Here is a 24,212-nt window from a genome sequence, read left to right as displayed (position 1 = left end):
GGCTTTTTTTAAGCTATATTAGGAGCCTTTTTCCTTACCTATGGCTATCCAGCAAGGGCAGATTGTTGCCAATCTTATTCACAGTGAATCGGTTATTATCAACAAGGTGTTGCCCATGGGTGGTATGGTCTCCTTGTCGTACACCGGTGTCAACAGCCAACTAGCGAATACGCGCGTAATTACCCAGGCTGAGTTTGAAGCGCTGGAAGTAATCGCGGACGAAGGCTCGTTTGATTTTGGTGGCGACCCCGTGCGGTTTGCACTCTTCGCGGAAGCCGAACGGATTCACTCCGCCCACCTTTTTGATCCGCTTTTCGCGGTGAACTGCAGCATTGTGGACCCCTTGCCTCACCAAGTGGAGGCGGTCTACAAGTTTCTGCTGCCCATGCCTAAGATTCGCTTCCTGCTGGCTGACGACACGGGGGCGGGCAAAACCATCATGACTGGCCTGCTGCTTAAGGAGTTGATGTCCCGCGGATTGGTTGAGCGTATTCTGATTATTACCCCCGGCGGGTTGACCAAGCAGTGGCAGGAGGACGAGATGGCGGTGAAGTTCAACATCCCCTTCACCCTGGTCAACCGCAGCCTGTTCACAGCCGACCCAAATATCTTCAGCACTGCCCAGCGCGTTGTGGCGTCCATTGACTTCATCTCCCGCGAGGACGTGCTTAATGTGGTGGGTAACACCCACTGGGACATGGTTGTCATTGACGAAGCCCACAAGCTCTCGGCTTACGAGTACGCTACCCGGGTGTACCGCTCCAAGCGCTACGAAGCGGCGGCCAAGCTTGCCGAGCAAACCGAGCACCTGCTGCTGCTCACGGCAACGCCCCACCGGGGCCGCAAGGATACGTTCAAAAAGCTGCTGCAGCTGCTGGACGAGGATATTTTTGCCACCGAAGAGACGGCATCTTCTCGGGTTAAGGAGTATGAGAAAGGCGGGCTGAATAAGTTCTTCATTCGTCGCCTCAAGGAGGACATGAAGGACTGGAATGGGCATGCCTTGTTCAAGGATCGCTTCACTCGGACTGTTGCGTATGACCTCACGCCGGAAGAGAAGCACCTCTACGATGAAGTAACAGCTTACTTGACCCGCCACAAGGAAGACGCGGCCCAAGCCCGCAACATCCATGTGTCATTGGCCTTAACCGTGATGCAGCGCCGTCTGGTCAGCTCGATTTACGCCATCCGGCGGACGCTGTCGCACCGCATGAACGCCCTACAAGGCGTCGTGGACGATATAGCCAAGAATCCTACGCTCTGGCAGCAGCGCCACAAGCTGGAAGGCATCGACGTGGACGACATCACGGACTACGACGAGCTGGAGGACGACGAGCGGGAAGCGTTGGAAACCATTCTGGCTGATCCGCGCAAATTCAAGCTATTCACTACGGCCAAGAGCCTGCAGGAACTGCAGGACGAGGCCAAGGAAGTGAAGCGACTCTACAACTTGGCCAATGATCTCTACGAAAGCAACCAGGAGGAGCGCAAGTTCCAGAAGCTGAAAGAACTACTTAAGAGCCAGAATGTAATCGGTGGCGAGAAGCTCGTCATCTTCACTGAACACAAGGATACGCTCAACTACCTAGAGGGGCGACTGAAAAACAACGGCTACCAGGTGGCCACCATCCACGGGGGCAAATCCGTCGACGAGCGGCGCCAGGCCCAGTGGGACTTCGCCAAGCCGGAGACCCAGATTCTGATGTGTACCGATGCCGCCGGCGAAGGCATCAACCTGCAGTTCTGCCGTTTGCTCATCAACTGGGACATTCCGTGGAATCCGAACCGGCTGGAGCAGCGCATGGGCCGCATCCACCGCTACGGCCAGAAGCAGGACGTGCTGGTCTTTAACATGGTGGCCGGCAACACCCGCGAGGGTCAGGTGCTGGAGCGTTTGCTCACCAAGCTCGACACGATTCGTGAGAGCATGGGCGATGACCGGGTGTACGACGTGATTCAGGACGTGCTGGAGAACGTGAACCTTGACGCCATCATTGACTCGGTGCTGCACGGCAAGCATACGGCACTGGATGATCTGCTGGCCCAGGACACGGATACACTCAAAACGCGCTTTAAGGAGAAGATTCAGGAGCAGCGCGACCGGCTCGCGCACAGCACCGTCAACTACACCCGGGCCCGCCAGCTAAAGGAGGAGTCCGACGAGAAGCGCCTGCAGCCCATCTACGTGCGCTTGTTCTTCGAGCGGGCCCTGCAGCAACTGGGAGGCAGTTATCAGGAGATTCGGCCGCATATTTTCCGGGTGGTCACCATTCCGGAGTCGCTGGCGCTGTGCCTGAAGCAGGAGTATAATCTGGTAGTAAGCACGGTGCAGCAGCTGCAGTTTTGCTTCGACAAGCAGGTGTTTTTGGATTACCAGAACCTGGGCGACGTGGGCAAAATCCTGGGCAAGATTCACTATATCAACCCCGGTAACCCCATTTTTGACAGCCTGGTCAGTGTGGTGCGTAACGAATACCGCGGCGACATGCTGAAGGGCACGGTGCTCATATCCCCCGAGGACAGTGAAGAGTACCTCGCCTTTTTTGTCAAGTCGCAGCTGACCGATAACCGGCCGCACCGGCGGGGCGACAGTATTGCCGACGAGCGGCTGCTACTCGTGCACCAGAAGCCTGGCGGCGATTTTCAGATTACCTCCCCGGCTAAGTTCCTGGACCTGCACCCCCCGACGCAGTTTGCTAAAACCATCGCGCCGCCGGCCTCCATCAGCGAGGACTCGGTCGTGCAATGGAGCTTTGAGCAAATTACAATGCCCCAGCTGCAGGAAACGCAGGAGCGCGTCCAGGCCGATGCCGATAAGCGCCGGGAATACCTCGAAACGGCATTTACCCAGGTAATCCTCGACTTGACGGGGCAAATTCAGGAGCTGCAGCAGAAGATGCTCTTCGGCGACACGCGGGGACAGGACAAGCTCGATGCCAAGCAACAGCGCATCCGAGAGCTGTCCGAGCGCAAGCAGAAGCGCCTCCGAGAGCTGCACCAGATGCAGCAGTTGGCTCCGAAGCCACCAAAGGTACTGGGCTGCGCCTGGGTTGTTCCGTTGTCGCAAGTGGAATACACCGGCCACTACGGCATGAGCCGAGACGACGAAGCCGAAGCCATTGCAATGGCGACGGTGATGGCCTACGAGGAAAGCCAGGGCTGGACGCCCCACGATGTTTCGGCCAACAACGAAGGCTATGACATCCGCAGCGTAGGTCCCCACGGGCTTAAGCGCTACCTGGAAGTTAAAGGCCGCAGCGGTCCGGATGGCAGCGTGATGCTCACCGAAAATGAGCGGAACCGGCTGGCCCAGCTGGGTGATTCGGCCTGGTTGTACATCGTGGTGAACTGCAAAAGCTCGCCGGAGCTGTTCCGCATTCAAAATCCCGCCAATACCCTGAACTTTGAGCAGAAGTTCAAGGGCATCCAGTACTTCTTGCCCATGAAAGTCTGGCAGACGCATCTGCAGGCAATGCCAGCTTCAACGCCGGTCTAACGGGCTCTCCACTTTCGCTTAATCTACACTTTCAGCTCCTAAAACCTTGTTTGCCTAAAACGGCTGCTGGCTTCTCGAAAGAAGTCTCCGAGGTACGAATAATATGACCAACACCGCTTCAGCCTATAAAAAGCTCATTGAGGTAGCTATGCCCATTAAGGAGGTGTCCGCCGAAAGTGTGCGCGACAACTACATCAGGCATGGACACATTTCTAATTTGCATTTGTGGTGGGCCAGAAGACCACTCCCTGTTTGTCGCGCATCAGTATTTGCGTCGCTTGTTCCTGATCCAGATGATCCTAACTGCCCTGCTGCTTTTCGGGAAGCAGTGGAGTTATTGCTGAGCCCAGCTTCGGGTATCTCAATCGATCCATACAAGCCTTACGATGATATTCCTTATACCTCGGCGGCTGATTCACTGCCGGATACTGCTCGCAACAGGTTGCTTATGTTTATAGGCAAGTTCTCTGATGATTTTATTCAGAATCAGGAAAAAGGCCGCAGTACAGTTCCTAAAAAACTTTTAAATCCGAACAGTCTCATACGTTGGGAGAGTAAAAATGATGACGCAATTATTACACGTGCCCGCAAATTGATATGGGTTGCTAATAACGCATCCAATGAACTTAATGCAAAAGAGCTTTTAAAGGAATTTGATGCTGCTAATCAGGCTATTGTAGATGCTGAAAAGTCCCTGTATAGTACAGTTGACAGGCACTTGGAAGCCGAAGATGTGACGCGTAAAGAAGCGGTGTTGAACAAGGCAATCGAGGATTTCCTTGATAGAATGCCTCGCGTATTTGATCCATTCGCTGGGGGAGGTGCTATACCTTTGGAAGCAGCCCGTTTAGGGTGCCGGTCCTTTGGTAATGATATCAATCCGGTGGCCCATGTTATTCAGCGCGGTAGCCTAGAGTTTCCCCAGCGTTTTGGCAAACCTATTTCATTTAGCCGTGAAGAGTTTGTTGAAAAATACGGAATTGAAGAGTTGCGCAGGTATGAAGCTGATAATAACTTCCTTGGTCAACATAAGGAGATAGTTGCGTTGCCTAACCGACTTGCTTTTGATGTTAGCTTCTATGCGAGAAAACTAATAAAGCTCACAGAAAACAAGTGTGGGCTATATTACCCTGTCAATGATAAGGGCCAAAAGCCAGTTGTGTATTATTGGGCGCGGACAGCTGATTGCGTTAACCCATCTTGTCGTGCTGAGATACCGCTTCTGAGAAGCTTTTACTTATGTAATATCGTAGGCAAGAATAACAGCAAACAAATCTATCTAAACCCTATTGTCGACGGTACTGATATTTCATTTGAAATAAAGCAAGGTCAATGCAATGTGGAAGCTTGGGTTCTAAATAGAAAGAACCTGAAATGTCCTTGCTGTGGCAATACAACTTCAAATAAGGAGTTAAAAAACCAGTTCTTGAACGGAAGTATCAAGGAACGATTGCTTGCTGTTATCGAAAGTAATGGAGATGGTAAGTCTTACCGTCTACCTACTAAAGCAGATATTACGGCTGCAAGTAGTGTTCCGACCTCGTCATTGGTAATTACTGAAAAGCTAGCCAAAGGCAATACAAAGCAATTCGACATATGCCCTTGGGGCTACTTAGAGTACGGCCAAGTATTCTCTAAGCGGCAGTTGTTCATGCTGGAGAACCTTCTGAAATCGTTAAATGAAATTAAATCAGAAGTTAAAGCAGGTGAGGATGATTATGGCAAGGCTTTGGCAACATACCTTGCGATTCTTATTGATAGAATTGCAATCGTTAATACAGCGTTTGGCATTTGGCATACAGGGGGCGAGAAGTTAGAAAGGCCAATGGGTAGACAGGCCTTCGCTATGGTTTTTGATTACCCTGAGTCTAACCCTTTTTGTGACAGTACAGGAAGCGCCCTCAACCAACTGGATTGGATAACTCGGTACATTGAGAGTGAAAGCAAATCGCCATTCCCAACCATTTGCAATAACGCTTCAAGCGGTGACGCTTCCCAGTTCCCTGCTAAGTACTTAACAGCTGTAGTTACAGACCCTCCCTACTACGATGTTATTGCTTATGCTGACTTATCAGACTTTTTCTACGTCTGGCTCAAACGAACTTTAGGGGATATCTTTCCCTTAAATTTTGCTTTCCCTCAGACTCCTAAAGTCGATGAATGTACTGCTTTGAAATACCATCATGGTAATAGCGCAAAGGCAGCTGATTTGCATTTTGCGGAAAAGCTAAAGCAGATTTTTGACGCTATAGAAAAGCAAACGTCTGATGTGGTCAGTATAATGTTTGCCCATCAGAGTACTGAGGCATGGACTACCCTTTGTAATTCCATCCTAGGGGCTAACATGAACATTACTGGCAGTTGGGCGAATGATACGGAGATGACAAGTGCCTTAAAGACAGATAAGGCTTTCTTGTCCTCCTCAGTGACTGTTTCCTGTCGCCCAGTTGTTCGGTCGGGCTATGGTAATTTCAAAGAGGTGAAGCGCGAAATTGAAACCACTGTGCAGCATGAAGTAGAAGAGCTGTACCGAATGGGTTTCAGAGGAGCTGATTTGTTGACAGCATGTTTCGGTCAAGCTGTTAGTGTTTTTGGCAAGTATGAACGCGTGGAGAAAGCCGACGGAAGTGAAGTATCGGTTGCAGAACTGCTGCAATTAGCACGTGAGAGTGCCTTTCTTGCTTTGCTCAAAGGCTTTAATGGTGATGATTTTACCAAATTCTACATAGCCTGGCTACAGCTCTACGGCTTTGGCGAAGCTGATTTTGACGACGCAGCCAAGTTCAGCCGCGTGGGCCTCACCATAAACGTGTCTGAGCTTGAAGCCAAACATCTGTTCCTCATGAAGGGCAAGAAGCTCACCCTTGCTGGCTTCGCTGAGCGAATGGCTATTGCACGCAATCTGGGTGAAACCAAAAACAGCATTCTCATTGATGAAGTCCATCGAGCCTTAGCGCTTTATAAGGCAGGTAACCGTCAGCAGCTACTCCAATACGTGTTACGCGTGGCCTCCACTGCCGAGCAGCCTTTCTGGCGTGTGCTCACGGCACTAGTCGAGGTATTGCCTGCTGGCTCAGACGACCAGACTCAAGCTCTCGGCCTACTCGCCGACAAGGAAAGCGTGCTGCGCGAAGCTATCCTACTCCAGCAGCAGCGCCCCGTCACTGTCCAAGGTCAACTCGCACTCTAATTTAGGTTATGCCCATCTCCCAATTTCAGCAGGACAACCTGTATAAAAGCCTTGGTCTGTTCATCGACGGTTTCCGCCCTTATGCCGTATCGGTGCTCCAGCGGCACTACGGCGAGACGTGGCCAGGTGACTTTGTTCGAGGTTTATCCGAAGGGCAGCGCAAATCCTGGAATGACGGACAGCGCGCAGGTACCTTACCTGAGAACCTGCTTGATTTTCAGTACCTGCCGTCGTTTTCCCTTCAACTAAAGGAAATACTTCGTAACGATTTTCAGCGCACTGTCAATAAACTGCCCACTTGGCTCGGCGAAATCACCGATGTTCGCCACAAGATTGCCCATTTCCAGCCTATTGACGAAGACGATGCATCCAAGGCTTGGATTCATATGAAGGCTATTGCCAAGCAGCTAGGCATGAGCGAGCTGGAGGTAGAATTGCAGAAGCTCCAAACCCTAACACCAGCTACTGCTGCCGTAGCTACTCCCGTTGTCGCCGCTCCTAGTGGACCTCGGGCTTGGTTTCACGTCGTCACGCCCCATCTTGATATCCGAGAAGGCCGTCTGGACGAGAGTGTCTTCGCGGCCAACCTCACTGAAGTAGCACTAGGTACCGGCCGGGCCATGTATACTAACTCGGGCCTGTTCTTCTCCAAAACCTACTTCACTCAGGGGCTCAAATCTGTCGCCCGACGTGTAATACAAGGCCTTAATGGTGCCGCTGATGCCGAGAACCGCGTCATGTCTCTTCAAACCGGCTTTGGAGGCGGTAAAACGCATACCCTGATTTCCCTGCTACACCTTTGCCGCCTAGGCAGTAGAGCTGCTACCTCCGCCGATACTGCCGAACTGGTGGCCGCAACTGGAACTCCTAACTTCCAACAGGCTAGTATTGCAGTTTTTACTAACGCTACCAACGACCCTGCCAGAGGCCGCAACCCTGAAGACGGCATCCATCTTCAAACCATCTGGGGGGAACTTGCTTATCAGCTGGCTGGTCGTGATGGCTATGAGCTTGTTCGACCCAATGACGAACAGCTTATTGCTCCGGCAGGCCTATTCACGCAAGTGCTAGCGTTGGCTTACCGGAGCAAAGGGCCCTCGCTAATTCTAATTGATGAGTTGGCTGATTATTGCGTTAAGGCTTCAGCCCGTATAGTGGGGGGGAGTACTCTCTCCGACCAAACTATCAGCTTCGTACAGGAATTAACCGAAGCAGTTGCTGGTACTAACCACTGCGTTGCTGTCATCACCCTGCCCGTTAGCCCCCAAGAAGTTGGCAATACGCCTCAAGCTCAGCAGATATTAGAGTCTCTGCAGAAGCGGGTCAGCCGCGTTGGCTCCGATACCCAACCCGTTGCCGACGAAGAAATTTTTGAGGTTATCCGTAGACGCCTGTTTGATGAACTAGGTAGCACCTCCCTACACCAAGCTGCCCTTGATCAATACGAGTCGCTCTACCAGCAGTCCGCCGCTGACTTACCCCGCCACGCTAACTCATCGGAGTACCGTGCACTCATGCACAAGGCCTACCCGTTCCACCCCGAACTAATTGATGTATTCCGCCTACGTTGGGCCAGTCACCACAACTTCCAGCGCACCCGCGGTGCTTTGCGCCTACTGGCCGCCATTCTCAGCGACTTGTGGAAGCGCCACCAGTCACTGCCTGGCCAAAACTTAATCATCCACACCTCCGACGCACGGCTACAAAACCTTGATCCGATTACTGGTAAAATTAAGGAACTCTACGGCAGCGGTTACGACGCAGTCATTACCGCCGACGTAGCTGGCTCCTCGTCAAATGCCTTTAAAATTGACCAGGCTCGCCCCGAATACCGCCAGTGGGAACTCACCCAAGGCATTGCCGCCACAGTGCTGCTAAACTCCTTTGGTCGTGACAATTCGAATAAGGGGTTGAGCATTCCTGAAATTAAGCTCAATGTCTTAAAACCAGCTGCCTATAATCCAAACACGGTTAACAGTGCTCTTGATGAGCTCGAAGAACATGCCCATTACCTTTACTACACCCAAAGTGGTAGTTCTAGGCGCTACTGGTTCCATACCAAGCCCAACATTAACATCCTGATCAATCAGGCTAAGAATGAGATCAAAGACCCGGCCGTCAATGCTGATATTCTGCGTCGCATAGAGGAGAAGAGGAGGTTGGTTCAGGTTTTCAACCTACTACCTAATCCCCTTGACGATGTGCCTGAACAGCAGCGTCCTACTTTGATAGTGCTCCACCCAGACTATTCAGTTGCTACTGGAGGTAGTCCTGATAAGGATACCGTGAAGCACATTCAAGCCATGGCTACCAAGCGAGGCAACAGTGAGCGAATATTCCGCAATACTCTACTGTTCTTGCTTTGCAATACCATGGGTGCCACCAAACTCCGCGCTGATGTGCGGGATTACTTGGCATGTCAAAATACTATTTCAGAATATAGTAGCCAACTCGAAAAAGAGCAGAAAGAAGAGCTTAAACGTCGCTCTGATGACTGTGCTCGTGAGATTGAATCCTCGCTAGTCAAAGCATACTCCGTCGTTGTTAAATATTCAATCAAAGGCGGAGCGGAGCATTTGTCCTTTAAAGAATTCAGTTCTGCTCTAGATAACCAGCTCAACCAGAATTTGCCAGCTCTGTTAAAGGAGGAAGAGTGGCTTCTCGACAGCGTAGGCTATCAGACACTCGGCCGCCACAACTTGCTTCCGACTCCCGAACAGCCCTTAAGAACCCGAGAGGTCTACGAAGCCTTTTTGCGCTTTGATGACAAGCCTATGATTACTAAGGTAGCTGCAGTGCAGGACAGTCTACTGCGTTACTGTCAGCAGGGACAGCTTGCCATTGCCGCTGGGGATGGCATCACATTTTCGAAGATCTACTTAGGGGAGTTAGTTCCAATGTTTGACGTGACCGATCAAACTTATTGGCTCGTCGATAAATCGTTAAAGCCGGCGGATACGCCCACTCTTCAGTCAGGACCAACCCCTGATCCGGGATATCAGCCAGGCGGAGTTCCTCCCACACCAGGACAGCAGCCTGACCCTAATCCGTCGCCGAATGGTAGTTCGGTCTATCGGTCGGTAACTGTTTCCGGGAAAGTGCCTTTGGAGAACTACAATCAGCTTTTTACCAGCTTTATTCTTCCGTTGGCCAAGAACAACGTGGAGATAGAGATTATAATCAAAGGCCGCTCCACCGCATCAAATCCATTGACCGAAAACAGCCCTGAGTACAAGGTGATAAAGGAGTCTGCCCGTCAGCTTGGACTAAGTCTTGACGTTGAATAAATTTTTAAATGATTCTATTGTCGTTATATTTACTGATGCATGTACAACTCATAACTCTCTCTCGAGAAAGTTATGAGTTGTCTGCTTAGTTAATATTCAAGGTTTCAAGCACAGATTCTTATATAGTAATTTGTTTTGTGAACATCATTGCGTTATTTGTAATTTAATTTATGATAATATGAATATTGGTTTTTGGAATATAGAATCTAAGCCTAAAAAAAAGAATAATAAGATCTTTTTAAAAGATCTTAGTGACTATATGGTTATGCTTACCATAGAACGTCAATTAGATATTATTTGTCTTGCTGAAACTAGAGATGATATCAATCTTTCATTTATAACTAAGCTAAATACGATAGTAAGGGATAGTTATTCAATAATTAAGTGCTCTAAAGATAAACTAACCGTTATTTCTAGATATTCAAATACTTCATTTGAAGATAAAAGTCATTTATATAAATCAACTCGATGGACCGCGCATAAGCTAACTATAGATTCTCTTATCGAGTTAAACTTATTTGCTGTTCATTTTCATTCAAAAACCTCTTGGTCTGAAGCTAGTTTGGCCCTTGAATGTGTAAATTTCGCTAGAGACATACTTGTTGTTGAGGAACAAACTAAATGTAAAAATACTATTTTAATAGGCGATTTTAATATGAATCCATTTGAAAATGGATTAGTTGCTGCAAATGGTTTGAATGCTTTATCGGATTTGGAGTATGCTATTAAAACTCCGAAAGGGAGAGATATAGATGGGACTTTCTATGAATTTTTCTATAACCCAATGTGGAGCTTCTTTGGTGATATCAATAGACAATATGGCACATACTACTATCGGACTCCTGGACATATTTCACATGAATGGAATATATACGATCAAATAATAATGCGACCTAGATTAAAATCGTATCTTGATGATCCATTTTTGAAGATCATAAAAAATATAGGTGGAGAGGATATCACAAAAGTTTTTAATCGACCAGATAGAGAGGTTTACTCTGATCATCTGCCTGTGATTTTAAAATTAAAATTCTAATGAACATGAATCAGGAAAACATTTGGAAAAACTTTGACTTCTCTAAGTCAGCAGATGAGTCTGCATACAATCTACTAATATCGCAATCAGATCAGTTGCTAAAAGCAACTGGTGGGGAATTAAAAATGGATGTAGATGCTATTGACTCATATAAAGAGGGTGATCCGGTAAAAATTGTGGCTATATATACTCTCTATGTTGTTGCTCCTAAATTGGGAAATTTTAGAAGAAAGATTCTAAATGTAGTTGAAGGTGAATCAGAAGGTCGATTTCCAGTTGATATTTATTGCGTTATAGATGGTCGCGAAGCCAAGGGGGTGAATAAAATTGACTTTTTGGAAACAGTAGCAATCATGCTAAAAAGTCCACGAGTTAAGTCCTCGATTGAAAACCTATTCCAACAAAGTAAGCAAAATAATAAAGAAAATTAGTTTTATAGTGGTTTGTATAGCTATGCTAATGATTGTTTTATTCATAATTATCTATCTATAAATTGTGAGCTCACGAATAGTTTATAAACCAAGCTTCTGCGCAGCATTGTGCTGCCTAACATCATCTATACGAGTGTAGCGACGAATCATCGCACTCGTCTTGTGCTTGGTTTGATTCATGATCTCCGAATCATCGGCGCCCGCTAGCTTAGCGACTGTAACGAAAGACGCGCGCAAAGAGTGGGCAGAATACTTGTCACCCAGGTAGCGCTGCACCACCGCGTTAATGGTTTTGTCCGAGAGCCGGTCTTGCGTCAAGCGCTGGCCCATCCGTAGCCGAACGAAAAGCGGGCCGGTTTCACGCTCAAGCACTCGCAGCCAGGCTTGCAGTGAGCGGATGGGGCAAACCTTGGCTTCGGGGGAGTAGAAGACTGCCTTTTCCTCGTGCTGGCCTAGCTGGTTGGTTTTGCTGCGCTCGAGTCGAATAACGAGCCCTTCCTCAGAGAACTCAAGATTTTCAATATTCAGTGCCGTCAGCTCCGAGCGGCGGAAGGCCCCGGTAAAGCCCAGTAGCAGGATGGCGCGGTCGCGCAGGCCGCTAGCGGTCGTAACGTCAATTTCGCGCACTAGGCGCTTAAGCTGCACCAGTGAAAAGGCCGGCGCTTGCTTTTGCCGCACGCCGTGCACGCGGCTAATGCCATCGAGCAGTATTTTAAATTGCTTTTCCCCGGTAGGCGCATCCAGGTTCCGGAGCACGTGCGCTTTCTTGATGGCGGCCAGATGACGCTGGATCGTGGCCATCTTTTTTCCGGCGTCGGCCAGATACGTCACGTAGCCGGCCAGCGTGCTAACGGTTGCGGGCAGCGGCTCCACTTGGTTGGCGTTGCACCAGTGGGCGAAATGGCGCAGATCGGAGGCGTAGGCCCGGGCCGTATTGGGGGCGCCCTGCAACCCAGCTTCGACGTAACGGGCCGTCTGCTCGGAGAGTGCCGACAAGGGAGCGGACGGAACGGTGAGCGCAACGGATTTCATAGGCGTCTACTTGGAGCTACGGCAGGCAAGTGGCCGGACTTTGTGGGAAGATGAACGAAGATACTGTTTAGTTCCGATAAGTAAACCTTATCAGAAGTAAAGTAAAAAGTAAATCACGGTCACGGTTTGCCGGATTGGCCTTGGTAGCCTTTCGCCGCACGACTGTTCGGCTATTCGGCGGCCGGCTTCCACAGCCTTAGCCGGCGGCGCTGCCAGAGTCGCACGGCTAGCAGGAAAGTCAGCAGCCCCGGAATCAGGAGCAGTAGAATCCAGGTATTGGCCTCGGGGTAGCTCGTGCCGGTAAGACCCGCCAGGTTCACCATGAAGTCGACGCAGTACCAGTAGGCCAGCCGGCCCAGACGCAGCAGCAGGGAAAAGATGGAACCGATCATGAGCGCGTAGTTTGCTGCTGGCGGCGGATGGCGCGGGCGTCGCGCAGTACGGCGTAGGTCAGGTGCAGCAACAGCAGCGGGATGCCCACCAGGAACACGAGCAGGTTGGCCAGCACGTACATCGGGCCGCCCCCGCCGGCTGACAGCACCCGGATAGTAAGCCCGTAGAGTGGGCGCAGCCGGAAGTAGGCCGGGCTGTTGGCTGGCAAGGCGTGCGGGCAAGCGTGGTCGTGGCAGTAGCGAGTGCAGCGGCCGGCTACCCGGGCCGCCGTGGGCGGGTGCGGGGCGGCAGAGTTAACGGCAAAGCCCAGCAGCAGCGGCAACAAGGCCAGCAGGAAAGTGAGCAAGAGGGGGCGGAAGGTGGGCAGCATCAGGCAGCAGGATGAATACCGGGGAAGAGCCAGTTTCAGGCTTCGGGCAAATATGGCTTCCCATCGATCAGGCACTCGAAGCCGCTCAGATCGTCGAGCCGGTGAGCCCAAGCCTCCCGGTGGGCCTGACTTCGGGATGCGGCCACTACGTGCACGGCCCGGGGTGGGAATTTCACGTCAGTGCGCCGCAGATACGCCGGCTCATCGAGGACTGTGGCCGGGCAAAAGCATGTCGCCCGCCACTCTACTTTATACAGCGCGTATCCGGAAGGCGGCTTGGCCAGCCCAACCTTGGAGAGCATATCGAGCGCACCGCAGTGCGTGCAGGTCATACAACCCACGCTGAGCCAGCTACCGCGCGTGTCCACGTCATGCACCTTGAACGGACGAAAATCACCGCAGTCGCCACACAGCCACTCGATCGCGATTTGCCCGGAAGGCTGCCGAATCCACTGTCTAACATAGGAACTCATAACGATACGGGAATAGAAAGTCTATCAAGGTCAAATATCGGCAATGGCAGGCATAACGCCAGCAATAACCTTTGTATCAGCAACTCACGCGGAGAACAGGTAAGACCAGGTCGGGCGAAGGGTAACAATAACGGCCTGGTGACCTTACCTTAGCATAGAGCACATCCTGGGTAACAAATCCGGGGTCTCGGGCTTACCTTAGTAGACCATGAACGGGTAACAATTCCTGAGCCCGGTAATATATTGGTATATGCCCGTTGCTAGGTGGTAACAAAACCCTCCGGCCCCGGCTATATTAGGACAGCACCACAGCACCGCGGAACCTGGCCAGGCGCGCTGCTTTTGCTCTACCTTCTTCTCCACTCCTTTTTCCTTTCTCCGATGATTTCAGCTCAGTTCACTGTGTTTTCCCAACACGGCCGGTTCGGCCTGCTCTGCAACGGCCAGGAGTTGCTGGCTCCCGAGTACGACGCTGTCTGGCCCTTAGGCCACGGATTCTACGGGTTTCGCCAGGAGCGTCGCTACGGCATCCTGGCTCCCGACGGCCGTATAGTGCTGCCGGTGTGCGTACCAGCCTGCTTTGCCGGCTACCGAATGCTGGATATGGGTCAGCAGCTGGCTTACGCCTCCCAGGGCTCGCAGCGGGGCCCGCGCGACCTGCAGCGCGACTTTCCGGGCTTGCGGCTGCACCAGGACATTCCCTACCACCCCACCGACTGGTGGGCTGAGCAGGCACTGGCGGACCTATGGGAACTCAACAGTCCGGGCCGGGAATCCCTGTTGCTGCCCGTCCGCTCCCGCCAGTTGGCGCTGCACTCCAACGGCACCTGGAGCTGGGAAGACCCTGAGGCGGACGCTGACCAGCTGGTGCTGTGCGGTACCGGTGAGGCTGGCGGTTTCAGCTGGCGCAACCAGCAGTCGGAGCTGCTGCCCCCCGATACGGAGCAGCTGCTCCGGTGGCAGGCCCGCTGCCAGCAGGTGCTGGCAAGCCTACAGAAAGAGAGCGACAGCCCCGTCCAACCGGTTCAGCCGGCTGCTCCGGACGCATGGCAGGAGGCTGACTACCACGAGCGGGCGCTGGATGCGGTGCTGAAACAGGCCGGCATCCGGGGACTGTTTATGGTTGACGACCTGGACTTCGCTGACTACGTGCCCTACGACGAGGATGAGCTCTCCCGGCGGTGCGCGCTGCTTGCTACGAGCACCTGGGTCAGTACGTTGTGCTGGATGAGGCCGGCCGGGAGGCCGCCGCCGAGCTGCTGCAGCTGGCCTGGCTCTGTGCCAACGGCTGCGTGGAGGTGGACTACGCCACAGGCTGGGCCCTGGTGGATGAGCGTTACGACTGTTGCGGCGACTTCGACCCCGTGCTGCTGGAGGAAACCACGCCGCTGGCCCTGTATACCTACTACTGCCTGCACGAGCTAGAGCCGCTGCTGCGCCGCTGAGCAGCTCCGGCAGCAGCCTTCACTACTCAAACCAGCTTTCCGGCCGGAGCGGGCTGAGCACGAGGCCTGCCGGCGCGCGGCCGGAGATCCGCTGATGGTAAGGCGAAATGAACACTTCCGCTACCAACTGATTATTGGCGTCCGTGACCCGGTAGCAGTCCACGGGATTATCGATGCCTGCCGCAGTGCGGGAGCCGGTGCGCCGCCACTCTACCGGGCGGCCATCGGGCAGGCGCAGACGGCGCAGGTACAACGCTGACGATACGATGCCGGCCACGGGTACGGGGTTGGTCGGCACTATGCCGAAGGGGCCACTGCCGCCGGGCACCTGGTCGGCATCATAGCCAACCACTCCTCCCGATTCCTTGACCAGCAGTGCAGTGAGTTGCTGCTCATCCTCAACCGAAACGGGCACGCGGGCGAACAGCAAGCTCAGCAGAGCCGTGGTCAGTTGGGCTGGGGTGAGGACGTAGCCGAATTCCTCACTCAGCACCGTGGCCCGGGAGTTGAGCTCCGCTGCCGAGCGGCAGCCGGGCTGAATCACGGACACCGCCCGTCGTATCAACTCCTCCATCTCATGATCCGGTAGTGTGTCGGGGAAGAGAACCAGCAGCTGCTGCAGGGCCGCCCGCTTCTCGGCAGGTGTATCGGGCAGCTGAATTTGGTCGGGGCTAATGGGGTCGCTCATGGGTAGAAGAGGGAAGTGACTCACTAGGCAGCAGCCTGTTTGCGCGGAGAAAATTGGGGAGAGTACGGCCGCAGGACAATTTCAGTCCACTGCCCGTACTGCTACGTGGAGCCGAGCAATGTTTGCCTTCTGTGCCACCGTGCGGAAACGGCCGCGCAGATTATTTGTCAGGTTTGAGGAGGGCGTTAGGTCACGTGCATTCCAGGGCAGTTCGATACTGGCTGTCCCGTCATGAAAGTGGCGGGTGATGGTAGCATATTTAGTCACCAAAACTTGCTGCAGAAACGCCTGTTCATCAACTTCCGGCCCGTCACCGATAGAATATGTGATGGGGTATGGTTTCATTCTCACCGTCCGCCGGGTCTTTGCACTTTCAGAGTTTTCTGGCTTAATCACCCCTGTTTTCTTGCCTTTCACCGGCCGCCGCACCACCAGCTCCAGCGGGGTTTCGGGAGCTGTCCATTCGCCCTGCAACTCCGTTGCCAACAGCAATGGCTCCAGTTCCAGCAGCACATCCCCGTATATTTCCTGAAAACGCTGTTGCACGTAGGTCAGCAGCAGAAGGTTTTCCCCAACATCCTGCCCACCCGATGCCTGCCACTTTTTGGCCGGGCTCAGGAAGTAGTTTGCCGGATGCGGCGCGCAGGAAATGTGCCACCATCTTTTGGCGGTGGTCAGAACTCACAGCCTGGGTTAGCCGATAAACCTTGTCCGGGTTACCCCACCAGTTGTACTCTCCCCGGGGAAACAATTCATCCACTGTACGGCGATAGTCAAACGAGTAGTGCGCATTGACGTGATGCAGATGGGACAACTTCCAGCCCCGTTCCCCAAAAGGAGGCGCTGTAGTCCATCCGAACGCCGATTGAGCCCTTTCCGGTTTTGCTAGACGGACAGAAACCGGAAACCGCCTATTTGCAACCGCTTCTTGCAACTCAGCCAATGTTGGCTTGTTGCCGGCTAGTACCTGTGCGAATATTAGTTGCGGTAAGTAATTGTCGCAGTAGGCATAGCCAAAACCGGTCGGATCAAGCGTGAGAAACCCACGGCGCAACCGATGATACTCCGTCTTGTCGGCGGAAGCGTAGCGACGCACAAACAAGATGGCGTCAGGTTGGGTCACGTAATTTAGCAGCAAACGATGCCAGTGCCGCACTACGTCGGCGGATGGCAACTGCGGTTTGATGAACGTATCGTACAACTCCCCTACGGTGTTGACAGTGACTTGCGGTATGTAAGGGAGTTGGCTCTCGGTTAGTTTGTTGGGAATCCAAGTCACGTGGTATAGGGTTATCAGATTGAACAGGGAAAGACACTCGTTTTGCTACTCCGCCGCCAATGCAGCCAGGCCGGCGTCGTAGGCATCCAAAGCGGCTTGGATGGCGGCGGGGTAGCATCCTGTTGGTTCTGGGCAGCGCGTAGCTCTGCCCGCAGCAGGGCACGACGCAACAGCCCGAACTCCGCCGCGTAGGCCGGGCACTGTGCCAACCCGGCCCGGCATAGCTCCCGGGCAGCCTCAAACACCGCAGTTTCCTGGGGCTGGATAAAATGGTAGCCGGCCGGTAGCAGCAGTTCCAGACAGGCTTCGCAAGCCTCCCCCAGGGCCGGGCCAGCCAGCTGCCAGGCCGCCTGGCTTAGCCACTGCGCGGCGGCCCGCTGCGTGCCCAGGCCGGCCGGCTCCTGCTGCAACTGTTGCGTGAACTGCCAGCGCAGATACTCCGGATCCGGCAGCGGCGGCAGAAGATTGGCCACGTCACCCAGCGGATATGGCCGCTCGTCTACCGTGACCTCCACCATTCGGAAAGGCACCCAAGCGCTCTGCTCCTGCTCCTGCAGGTCGTCGGACGAGTACAGCCGAAAGAAGGCATCCCGCTTCACCTGATAGGGCTGCTCGGTGAAGAAGAACCCGCAGGCTTCCCCGAAGTGCGTTTGTGCCGCCTCGGGCCGGCGCAGCCGGTAGGCCGCCCAGGCCGCGTGATGCCGCCAGCGGGTCTGGTTCCATTTGAACTGTGCCAGGTACAGCTCCTTTTCAACCGGACCGTCTCGTTTGGTCGATACCCGGGGTAGCGAACGGGCAGCCAGCCGTTCGTACTCAGCCAGCAGGGCGTTAAAATCTAGCTTCCCCTGTGCCAGCAGGCACCGCACGAGCAGCTCCCGGTAAGGGGCATGCAGGGATTGTCGGGCTACTATTACCAAAGCATCCGCCAGGGCCTTTTCCGGCAGGCCGTGAGCCAGATAATAGTCTGCCCGTTCAGCTAAGTACTCCGCAGTGTCCGGCTCCCTGAGGCCAGACCGCTCGAACAACGCTAGCGCGGAAATCCAGCGCTCGGCTGGTGGCTCCAGATCCGGGTTGGGAAATAGAATATATTGCTCTACCCGCGTAGCCCGCCAGTTACCCCGCAACGATGTACCGGCCTTTAGATCCTGCAGAGCTCCCCGAAAATCGTGCGCCAGGAAACGGATAACGGCGCGGCTTCCTGCCGCCCACAGCAGCGCCGGGTCGAGTGCCAGGGCAGCGTCTAGATCGGCCAGGGCCTTGTCGAGTCGGTCGTGGGCCAAGTGAAATTCACCCCGGCCAGCTAGGTACCGCGCGTTGGCCGGTTCCAGCACCAAGGCCTGGTCGTAGGCCTGCAGCCGCTGGGCCTGCCCCTCGCGGGAAACAGCGTAGTCGTTGTAGCCGTAATAGGCGGCCGGAAAAGCTAGGGCCTCGGCGTAGCGATACCAGGCGTCAGCCCGGCTGGGGTCGAGCGCCAGGGAGGCGGCCAGGTCGTGCCGGGCGTCGCCGTCGCCGTCGCTCAGCATGGCCCCGATTCCACGCCAGTACAGCTCGTCGGCCGTGGTGGCTGGGCTGCGGGTTGCCTGGCTGCCGGCCGAGAGGTCGATGTGCCCGTCCGTGTTGCTGACTCCTTTCCTGTTCAGCAGCAGGCCGTAGCGGGCCCACAGCTCGGCGGAGTCGGTCACCAGCACCACGGCCTGCTCGTAGCAGGCCGCCGCCGCGCCCCAGTTCTGCATCTGCTCGTGCTGCAGTGCGGTTTCGTACAGGGTTTGAACAGGCTCCGGAAATTTCGGCATGACAGATAGAAAGGCTGATTAATCAAACAGCGTATCGACGGGATGTAGCACGTGGACGTTGGCCTGCTGCTCGTAGTCGGCCAGCTGGTCTGGCTCCAGAAACGTAAGCTGGAGGTAGCTGAGCAACATACTTCTCGCTTCCGGACTGGGGCCAGCACTGATCAGGGGCGTAGTCAACCGCCGCCAATACGGGTTATTGATGGCATCGAGGCGGGCGAGTACGCCTTCCGCAAACTGCAGGATCGCTCCCTCCTGCAATAGTAGGTGGCTGCCATTGGCACGTTGCATCCCAATGGCGTGGCAGACGGGTTCGGCCGCAGGAAATGAGTAGCGGTGCTCTCCACCGGATTGTACATAACTGGTACAGCGGGTAATAATCGTAACATTTTCCGGTTCCGCGACCAAGCGCAAGCGGGTGATATGCGGCGTGATGAACGCCCGAGTAAGTGGGTCAGCCGGGAAGCTGTACCACTGAGCCAGCGCTACGGGAGGCTTGGATTTTGACATCAGAAAAAGAAATTAACGGGTAGATAATAGGGGCGCACGCCGCCTCAAGGTAACAGCGTAGCCCGGATGCAGGATACGGGTATCGAGCACGCCTGTCCAGGGTTCTTACATAACCTTTACCTGCTCTTGGCTTACAGCCAAATTGCTAGTTATGATTAGATGTCATGGCAAGGTAGAGCGCGTGGCGAGCAGACCGATCATTTCCTGCTGGTGCGCTTCAATAGCTGTAAGATCCCACGTGTTGCACTGCTGCATCATGAGTTGTTGCTTCAGGCTTTCTATTGCGGAAGACTTGTTATAATGCTCCGCCTTGGCTTTTGGCGAATAGTTGCTTAGCTCCGAGTTTTTGCTGGCGCTGATCAAACACAGGTTGCCGAATGAATTGAGGATTTTCTGATCTAGCGGATTGCTGATCTCGCCTTTGGGATTCTGCGGGTAAAAATGCTCTACTGAGCTACGGAACGTGAACTCAAACTCCTCGATGCGAGGAATCTGGTAATCCTTGCGCAACTCAACCCGTGATGTTTTCCAGATCAGGTAGTCCAGCCGGTTAAAGATGAAGTTCGGGACGTGCGTACCCTGGTGCAGCACATCTTCGTTCACGGTGTGGTTGACCGGTACCGCTTCGTTTGTAAAGATGATGGTGTGATAACTAAGGGGAGTCGTCGCGAACCGGTCGTAATAAAAGGCATCGGAGAGTTGCTCCAAATACCGGATATAGTCTTTGGCGACCAACCCGGGCCCCGTGGCGTGCAAAAAGCGCAGTACTCCGGCCAGCCAGTGCTTGTACGTTGCTTGGGGGAAGGAAACGTGAAACATGGCCAACAACATCACTGCTTGCCGGGTGTCGGCCTCGCTCTCAAAGGTGTTGCCAAAACGCTCGCTGTCGGAGGATGATTCTGGCTTAAGGCTCCGTAAGCGCCACTTATACTGATCGTGAGTATACTCACGCTTGATGACGTATCGATCCAGCAGCAGTCGGCATTTCAACAGGCAATGCAGAAACCCCTTCACGAAAGCAGCTTTGTCAGGAGTGTTCTGGAGTACTTTTCCAAATGAATCAATCAACTGGTTGTCATCCAGTGCAAGGTCACGGGCAGTATAGACCTTGAGCGTGAGCAGCAGAAAGTTCGGAAAGCTCACTACCGAGCCCAGGCGCGGCTCGCTTGTTTCTGCCTCACTGTTCGAGGCGCCTACCTGTTCCGGGCTGTCGAGCAGGTCGAGCAACTTGGCCCCCGATGTCTGCGGCGTGTTATCCGCCACCGAGCCCACTACTACCTCCCTGATGTGGTCAAAAGAGTCCGGCACGCGATCCAGAGCCCCGGAACTGCTGGTAAACAGTTGTGTCCGTAGCTGCGAATCAAAGGCTTTAACCATGTGCTGGTCCATGATGGAGCAGGCATCCCAGATCCGGGCACCAGCCTGCAGGCTCGCGGACTCCCCTTGCAGGTGACCAAGTAGCTGGGCCTTAAGCACCTCGTGTTTTTCGAGCTGCTCACCCCGGCTGTTCATAATTTCAAAGTAATGATTGAGGTCGGTATCGGCGGGCACCTGTACCTGCAGAATCTTCACCCGCTTAAGCAAGCAGGTATGGAATTGATCCGGACTGTGGTTGGCGTCGCTTCCCGCATGTCTCTGCTGGAGCTGTTTCAGCTCCCGGGTCATATCCAGATACGCCTGCTGCATGCGTCGGTCCTTTGCCGTGCTTCGCACGCTAGGGTCGCGATCCGCCAGCCGGTGAAGCGTGGCTGATGAATTAGGCCGGCTGTCGAAGCGCAGTCGGGAGGCGTGCGCTTCGGGTACGGAAAGTCCGAACTCATTCTGCAACACACTTAATAGGATGTTGAGCGTGGTGAGTCGCTGCTGGCCATCAATAACGGCCAGTTCATCTTGTCCGGCAGCAGGCCGGTGGTGCACAATCAGGTTGCCGATATAGTACGTGGTTGTTGCGCCGGTCACTTCCCAAATGTCCCGGACCAGTTGTGTTACCTGCGCCTCGTCCCAGGCATAGCTACGTTGATAGAGTGGCACGGTGTAGTTGTAGCGGCTGAACAGCTGCTCGATGGATAGTTCTTCTAGTAGTTCCATGGTCACGGTTACTCGATTGCTTTCAGGTCGCGGAATAGCTGCATAATCCCGTCTAGGTGAGCGACCGTACCTTCACTTCCTTTGTGGTTTACCGGGGTCAGCGACTTGGCAAAGAACTCCCGCGGGTCCGTGGCCTCCCGGATCAGGCGGATCAGCCCATCCTGGGCTTTAGCGTAGTTGTCGACAGTAACTGCCCGAACTGCTTTGTTTTCGAGCCGTAGAGCATATGCCCAGAGAAAAATTCGGACGACGGCCTCTTCTTCCTTATGGTCACCAAATTTATCCCAGTAGTAGAGTAGGCAGCAATCAAACAGATTACGCACGTACTGGTCACCTTGCCGGCCGCGGCCCCAGTAGTGCGCCAGCTCGTGCAAGATCCGCTTGGCCATTCCCCCACCCTGCCACGCCGGCACGCTGCTCCTGGGATCTCCCACCCTGGCTTCCAGCTCACGAATGCGAGCTGCGTACTGCCCAACGTACTCAAAAAAGCGCGCGCCGTTGAGTATTACCTGATCCAATTGGCAGGGATAGGGCATACGCTGCCGGTCAAGCACCCGGGCGTGATCCTGGTTGTAGCCCTGAACGGTTAAGTGGCACATGCGGGCCGCCTCGGCAAAAGGCAAGACTGGTGCAGAACCAATCGTGAGACCCTTGAATGTATCGATGCGTTCCTTAGTGAAGTGTAGCCCGGATCGGCCCTTGGACCAAGCCCGAATCTTAAACAGGTAGCTACTGAAGTACCGGGGCAAGTCCTCCGTTAGCTGCTCCCACTGCCCGGCACTGGCAATGCGCTCGGCCTCCGTGTTACTCTCCATCTCACGAAGATGGTAGGCTTTGAGTAGGTCGTGGGGCGCTAGATCTTTGCCACGCGTGTTCTGGGAATCAAAGAACTGAAAGGCCTCGGCAATGTGCTCCAATTCGAGATAAACCAGCTCACAGCGTTGAAAGAAGAAGTCAGCATCCTCGCGCTGAAATTCCTCCACGCGTTGTTGGATCAGCTGCGCGTTGCGGCGCAGATTGGCCTGGCTGATTGGATTACTGATGCAGGATTGGGCCAGGCAGAGATCAGCGGCTTGCTTACCTGCTGGAGTAGCTGCCGGGTGCCTGCGTAGTAATGCTGCCGCCAATAGGCTGAGGGTATACAGTCGCTGTTGGCCATCTACGACGTCGCGCGCTTGGTTAGAGTGCCCTCGGTCGTAGTGCACCACCACAGTTCCTAGGCGGTATGCACTCTTGTCGCGCTCGCGGTGGTAAAGGATATCATCGATAAGCTGATTTACTTGTCTGGTCGACCATTTATACGGGCGTTGATAGGGAGGAATTCTTAACCGCTCCTGGGAAAAAAGGAGTGTCTGCAGATTACTGATCTTTTTATGCATCAATGGTGGTTCACAAGCGTAATAAGGTTGCAGTAATGGCGTCGCGAAGCTTCGGGTCCACGTTTACTTCTTCGGCGAAGGTGGGCCACTGGTTAACGGTCTCGCTGATTTGCGTAATGATACTTTGGGCTTTATCGCCTGCGCTTCTCGACCGAATGGAGCGTCCGATAGTGAGCAAGTCATCGCGGGAAATACCCTGCCGCTTGCCGTTTACACTCAACGCGTGCTGGCTTACCCAGGGGCTACCGGGGCGGTAGGCGTGGCACACGTCGTAGGCAGGGGCTAATTCCCACGCGTGGCCTTGTCTCAGCCGAAAGGCGAAGTTCTTCGTGTGATCGTCACAGTTGCGCGCCATCACATTAAAGACCATCCGCCGGAACATCTGCTCCGCTTCGGGATAGGTAAGCGTAAGCTCCCGCATCGTTTGAAACAACTGCTCGTAGCTAAAGCTAGTCACGGCATTGTAGTCGAAGTGCTTGGTGGCGCACAGGGTCTGCACGTGGTGCTTGGTGCTGCCGCCTTCCCGGTCGAAGCGCTTGGTCATAAAATGCGCCCGGCCATTCTCTTCCAGCAGGCGGGAGGGCATCATCTCAATGCCACAGGCGCGGGCCATGTTGTAGTAGGCCATCTCCACCCGCCCGTAGCCGTGGGTAGCTCCCAGCTGCACATCACTCACGCCGTCGAGTTTGAGCAGCCAGTGTTCAAAACCCTGGGGCGCTTTGGTTTGCCCGGACTTTACCTCGCCCGTTTTTTCGTTGTAGGCAATCACCGCTTTGGGCCGAGCGCCCCGGCGGAAGTACCGATTTTCAGGATTTCCATCAAGGCCTTTTCCTCGCCCTGATTCATGTGGGCCAGAAACTCCTGTTTAGCGGCAAGCATCTTTTGCGCCACCGTTACCAAGCTGTCGATTTCGACGGAAAACGTATTCTTGTTTTCCTTTAGCGAGGTAGGCTCAAATTCCAGTGCCCCCATGCCCCGTTGGCCGATAAAGCAGAGCATCTCCACCGGATTCATGCTATCCGTTGGGCGGCCCTGCTGTGCTAGCCACAGATTGATGAGCTCATGGCCGTAGCGGTCGGGCAGCACATCAGCGAGCAGCCCGGGTAAGCCCTTAAAGGCATCAAGTCCGCTATCAGGTTTCTGGCGTAGTTCAGGGAAGGAGAAAATGGTCTGCGACGAGGTAATGGGCATCTTGAGCGGCGCCAGATCCACCCCTCGTCTTTTAAAGGTTGGATCGTACTCAAAGGTGGCGAGACCGGTCGCTTCGTCCCAGATAACGGCCCCCACGAACTCTCCCCAAATATGGATTCTAGCTGCTTGCATCG

At 54.0% G+C, this 24,212-nt stretch carries 18 protein-coding genes; 6 read left to right on the top strand and 12 right to left on the bottom strand.

Features of this window, described 5'->3' with window-relative positions; translation table 11 throughout:
- Positions 1-40: 40 nt before the first annotated feature.
- The 5 genes from ACN19L_RS20190 to ACN19L_RS20170 all read left to right on the top strand — a co-directional run bounded on the left by ACN19L_RS20190 (position 41) and on the right by ACN19L_RS20170 (position 11,440).
- The gene (locus ACN19L_RS20190; RefSeq protein WP_426491250.1) at positions 41-3,496 is read left to right on the top strand and encodes a helicase-related protein; all 3,456 of its coding nucleotides are present in this window, start codon (positions 41-43) and stop codon (positions 3,494-3,496) included.
- A 103-nt stretch (positions 3,497-3,599) separates the two neighbouring features.
- Positions 3,600-6,686 carry a DUF1156 domain-containing protein gene (locus tag ACN19L_RS20185; protein WP_426491249.1) on the top strand — a complete coding sequence of 1,029 codons (3,087 nt, stop codon included), beginning with the start codon at positions 3,600-3,602 and terminating at the stop codon, positions 6,684-6,686.
- An 8-nt stretch (positions 6,687-6,694) separates the two neighbouring features.
- A complete protein-coding gene (locus ACN19L_RS20180) occupies positions 6,695-9,973 on the top strand; it encodes a DUF499 domain-containing protein (RefSeq protein WP_426491248.1) in 3,279 nt (1,092 codons plus the stop codon).
- Positions 9,974-10,151: 178 nt separating this feature from the next.
- Positions 10,152-11,009, top strand: a complete 858-nt coding sequence (locus ACN19L_RS20175) for an endonuclease/exonuclease/phosphatase family protein (RefSeq protein WP_426491247.1) — start codon at positions 10,152-10,154, stop codon at positions 11,007-11,009.
- A gap of 5 nt (positions 11,010-11,014) precedes the next feature.
- Positions 11,015-11,440: a hypothetical protein gene (locus ACN19L_RS20170; protein ID WP_426491246.1), complete on the top strand. Its 426-nt coding sequence runs from the start codon at positions 11,015-11,017 to the stop codon at positions 11,438-11,440.
- A gap of 81 nt (positions 11,441-11,521) precedes the next feature.
- On the opposite strand, the gene ACN19L_RS20165 is transcribed toward ACN19L_RS20170, so the two are convergent.
- The 4 genes from ACN19L_RS20165 to ACN19L_RS20150 all read right to left on the bottom strand — a co-directional run bounded on the left by ACN19L_RS20165 (position 11,522) and on the right by ACN19L_RS20150 (position 13,537).
- Positions 11,522-12,436, bottom strand: a complete 915-nt coding sequence (locus ACN19L_RS20165; protein ID WP_426491245.1) for a site-specific integrase — start codon at positions 12,434-12,436, stop codon at positions 11,522-11,524.
- 206 nt (positions 12,437-12,642) lie between these two features.
- Complete coding sequence (locus ACN19L_RS20160; protein WP_426491244.1) at positions 12,643-12,864, bottom strand: hypothetical protein; 222 nt, start codon at positions 12,862-12,864, stop codon at positions 12,643-12,645.
- On the bottom strand, positions 12,861-13,235 hold the full coding sequence (locus ACN19L_RS20155; protein ID WP_426491243.1) for a hypothetical protein: 375 nt from the start codon (positions 13,233-13,235) through the stop codon (positions 12,861-12,863). Before ACN19L_RS20155 ends, ACN19L_RS20160 begins: the two co-directional genes overlap by 4 nt.
- A gap of 35 nt (positions 13,236-13,270) precedes the next feature.
- The gene (locus ACN19L_RS20150) at positions 13,271-13,537 is read right to left on the bottom strand and encodes a hypothetical protein (protein ID WP_426491242.1); all 267 of its coding nucleotides are present in this window, start codon (positions 13,535-13,537) and stop codon (positions 13,271-13,273) included.
- 552 nt (positions 13,538-14,089) lie between these two features.
- Between ACN19L_RS20150 and ACN19L_RS20145 the strand changes: the two genes are divergently transcribed.
- Positions 14,090-15,133 carry a hypothetical protein gene (locus ACN19L_RS20145; protein WP_426491241.1) on the top strand — a complete coding sequence of 348 codons (1,044 nt, stop codon included), beginning with the start codon at positions 14,090-14,092 and terminating at the stop codon, positions 15,131-15,133.
- Between the two features lie 42 nt (positions 15,134-15,175).
- Here the strand turns inward: ACN19L_RS20145 and ACN19L_RS20140 are convergent, their stop codons facing one another.
- The 8 genes from ACN19L_RS20140 to ACN19L_RS20105 form a co-directional block, all read right to left on the bottom strand.
- Positions 15,176-15,841 carry a hypothetical protein gene (locus ACN19L_RS20140; RefSeq protein ID WP_426491240.1) on the bottom strand — a complete coding sequence of 222 codons (666 nt, stop codon included), beginning with the start codon at positions 15,839-15,841 and terminating at the stop codon, positions 15,176-15,178.
- Positions 15,842-15,922: 81 nt separating this feature from the next.
- Entirely contained in the window at positions 15,923-16,387 is a 465-nt protein-coding gene (locus ACN19L_RS20135; protein WP_426491239.1) for a hypothetical protein, read from the bottom strand.
- Positions 16,388-17,134: 747 nt separating this feature from the next.
- Positions 17,135-18,913, bottom strand: a complete 1,779-nt coding sequence (locus ACN19L_RS20130; protein WP_426491238.1) for a hypothetical protein — start codon at positions 18,911-18,913, stop codon at positions 17,135-17,137.
- Positions 18,914-18,931: 18 nt separating this feature from the next.
- Positions 18,932-19,201, bottom strand: coding sequence for a hypothetical protein (locus tag ACN19L_RS20125; protein WP_426491237.1), 270 nt, complete (start codon positions 19,199-19,201; stop codon positions 18,932-18,934).
- Positions 19,202-19,582: 381 nt separating this feature from the next.
- On the bottom strand, positions 19,583-21,508 hold the full coding sequence (locus tag ACN19L_RS20120) for a DUF262 domain-containing protein (protein ID WP_426491236.1): 1,926 nt from the start codon (positions 21,506-21,508) through the stop codon (positions 19,583-19,585).
- An 8-nt stretch (positions 21,509-21,516) separates the two neighbouring features.
- On the bottom strand, positions 21,517-22,887 hold the full coding sequence (locus ACN19L_RS20115) for a DUF262 domain-containing protein (RefSeq protein ID WP_426491235.1): 1,371 nt from the start codon (positions 22,885-22,887) through the stop codon (positions 21,517-21,519).
- A gap of 10 nt (positions 22,888-22,897) precedes the next feature.
- A complete protein-coding gene (locus ACN19L_RS20110) occupies positions 22,898-23,656 on the bottom strand; it encodes a type II toxin-antitoxin system HipA family toxin (RefSeq protein WP_426491234.1) in 759 nt (252 codons plus the stop codon).
- Complete coding sequence (locus ACN19L_RS20105) at positions 23,653-24,210, bottom strand: HipA N-terminal domain-containing protein (protein WP_426491233.1); 558 nt, start codon at positions 24,208-24,210, stop codon at positions 23,653-23,655. Before ACN19L_RS20105 ends, ACN19L_RS20110 begins: the two co-directional genes overlap by 4 nt.
- Positions 24,211-24,212: the final 2 nt, after the last annotated feature.

The organism is Hymenobacter sp. 102 (assembly GCF_049949205.1).
In the GTDB taxonomy this organism is placed as follows: domain Bacteria; phylum Bacteroidota; class Bacteroidia; order Cytophagales; family Hymenobacteraceae; genus Hymenobacter.
This window is presented reverse-complemented; position numbering and strand designations above follow the sequence as displayed.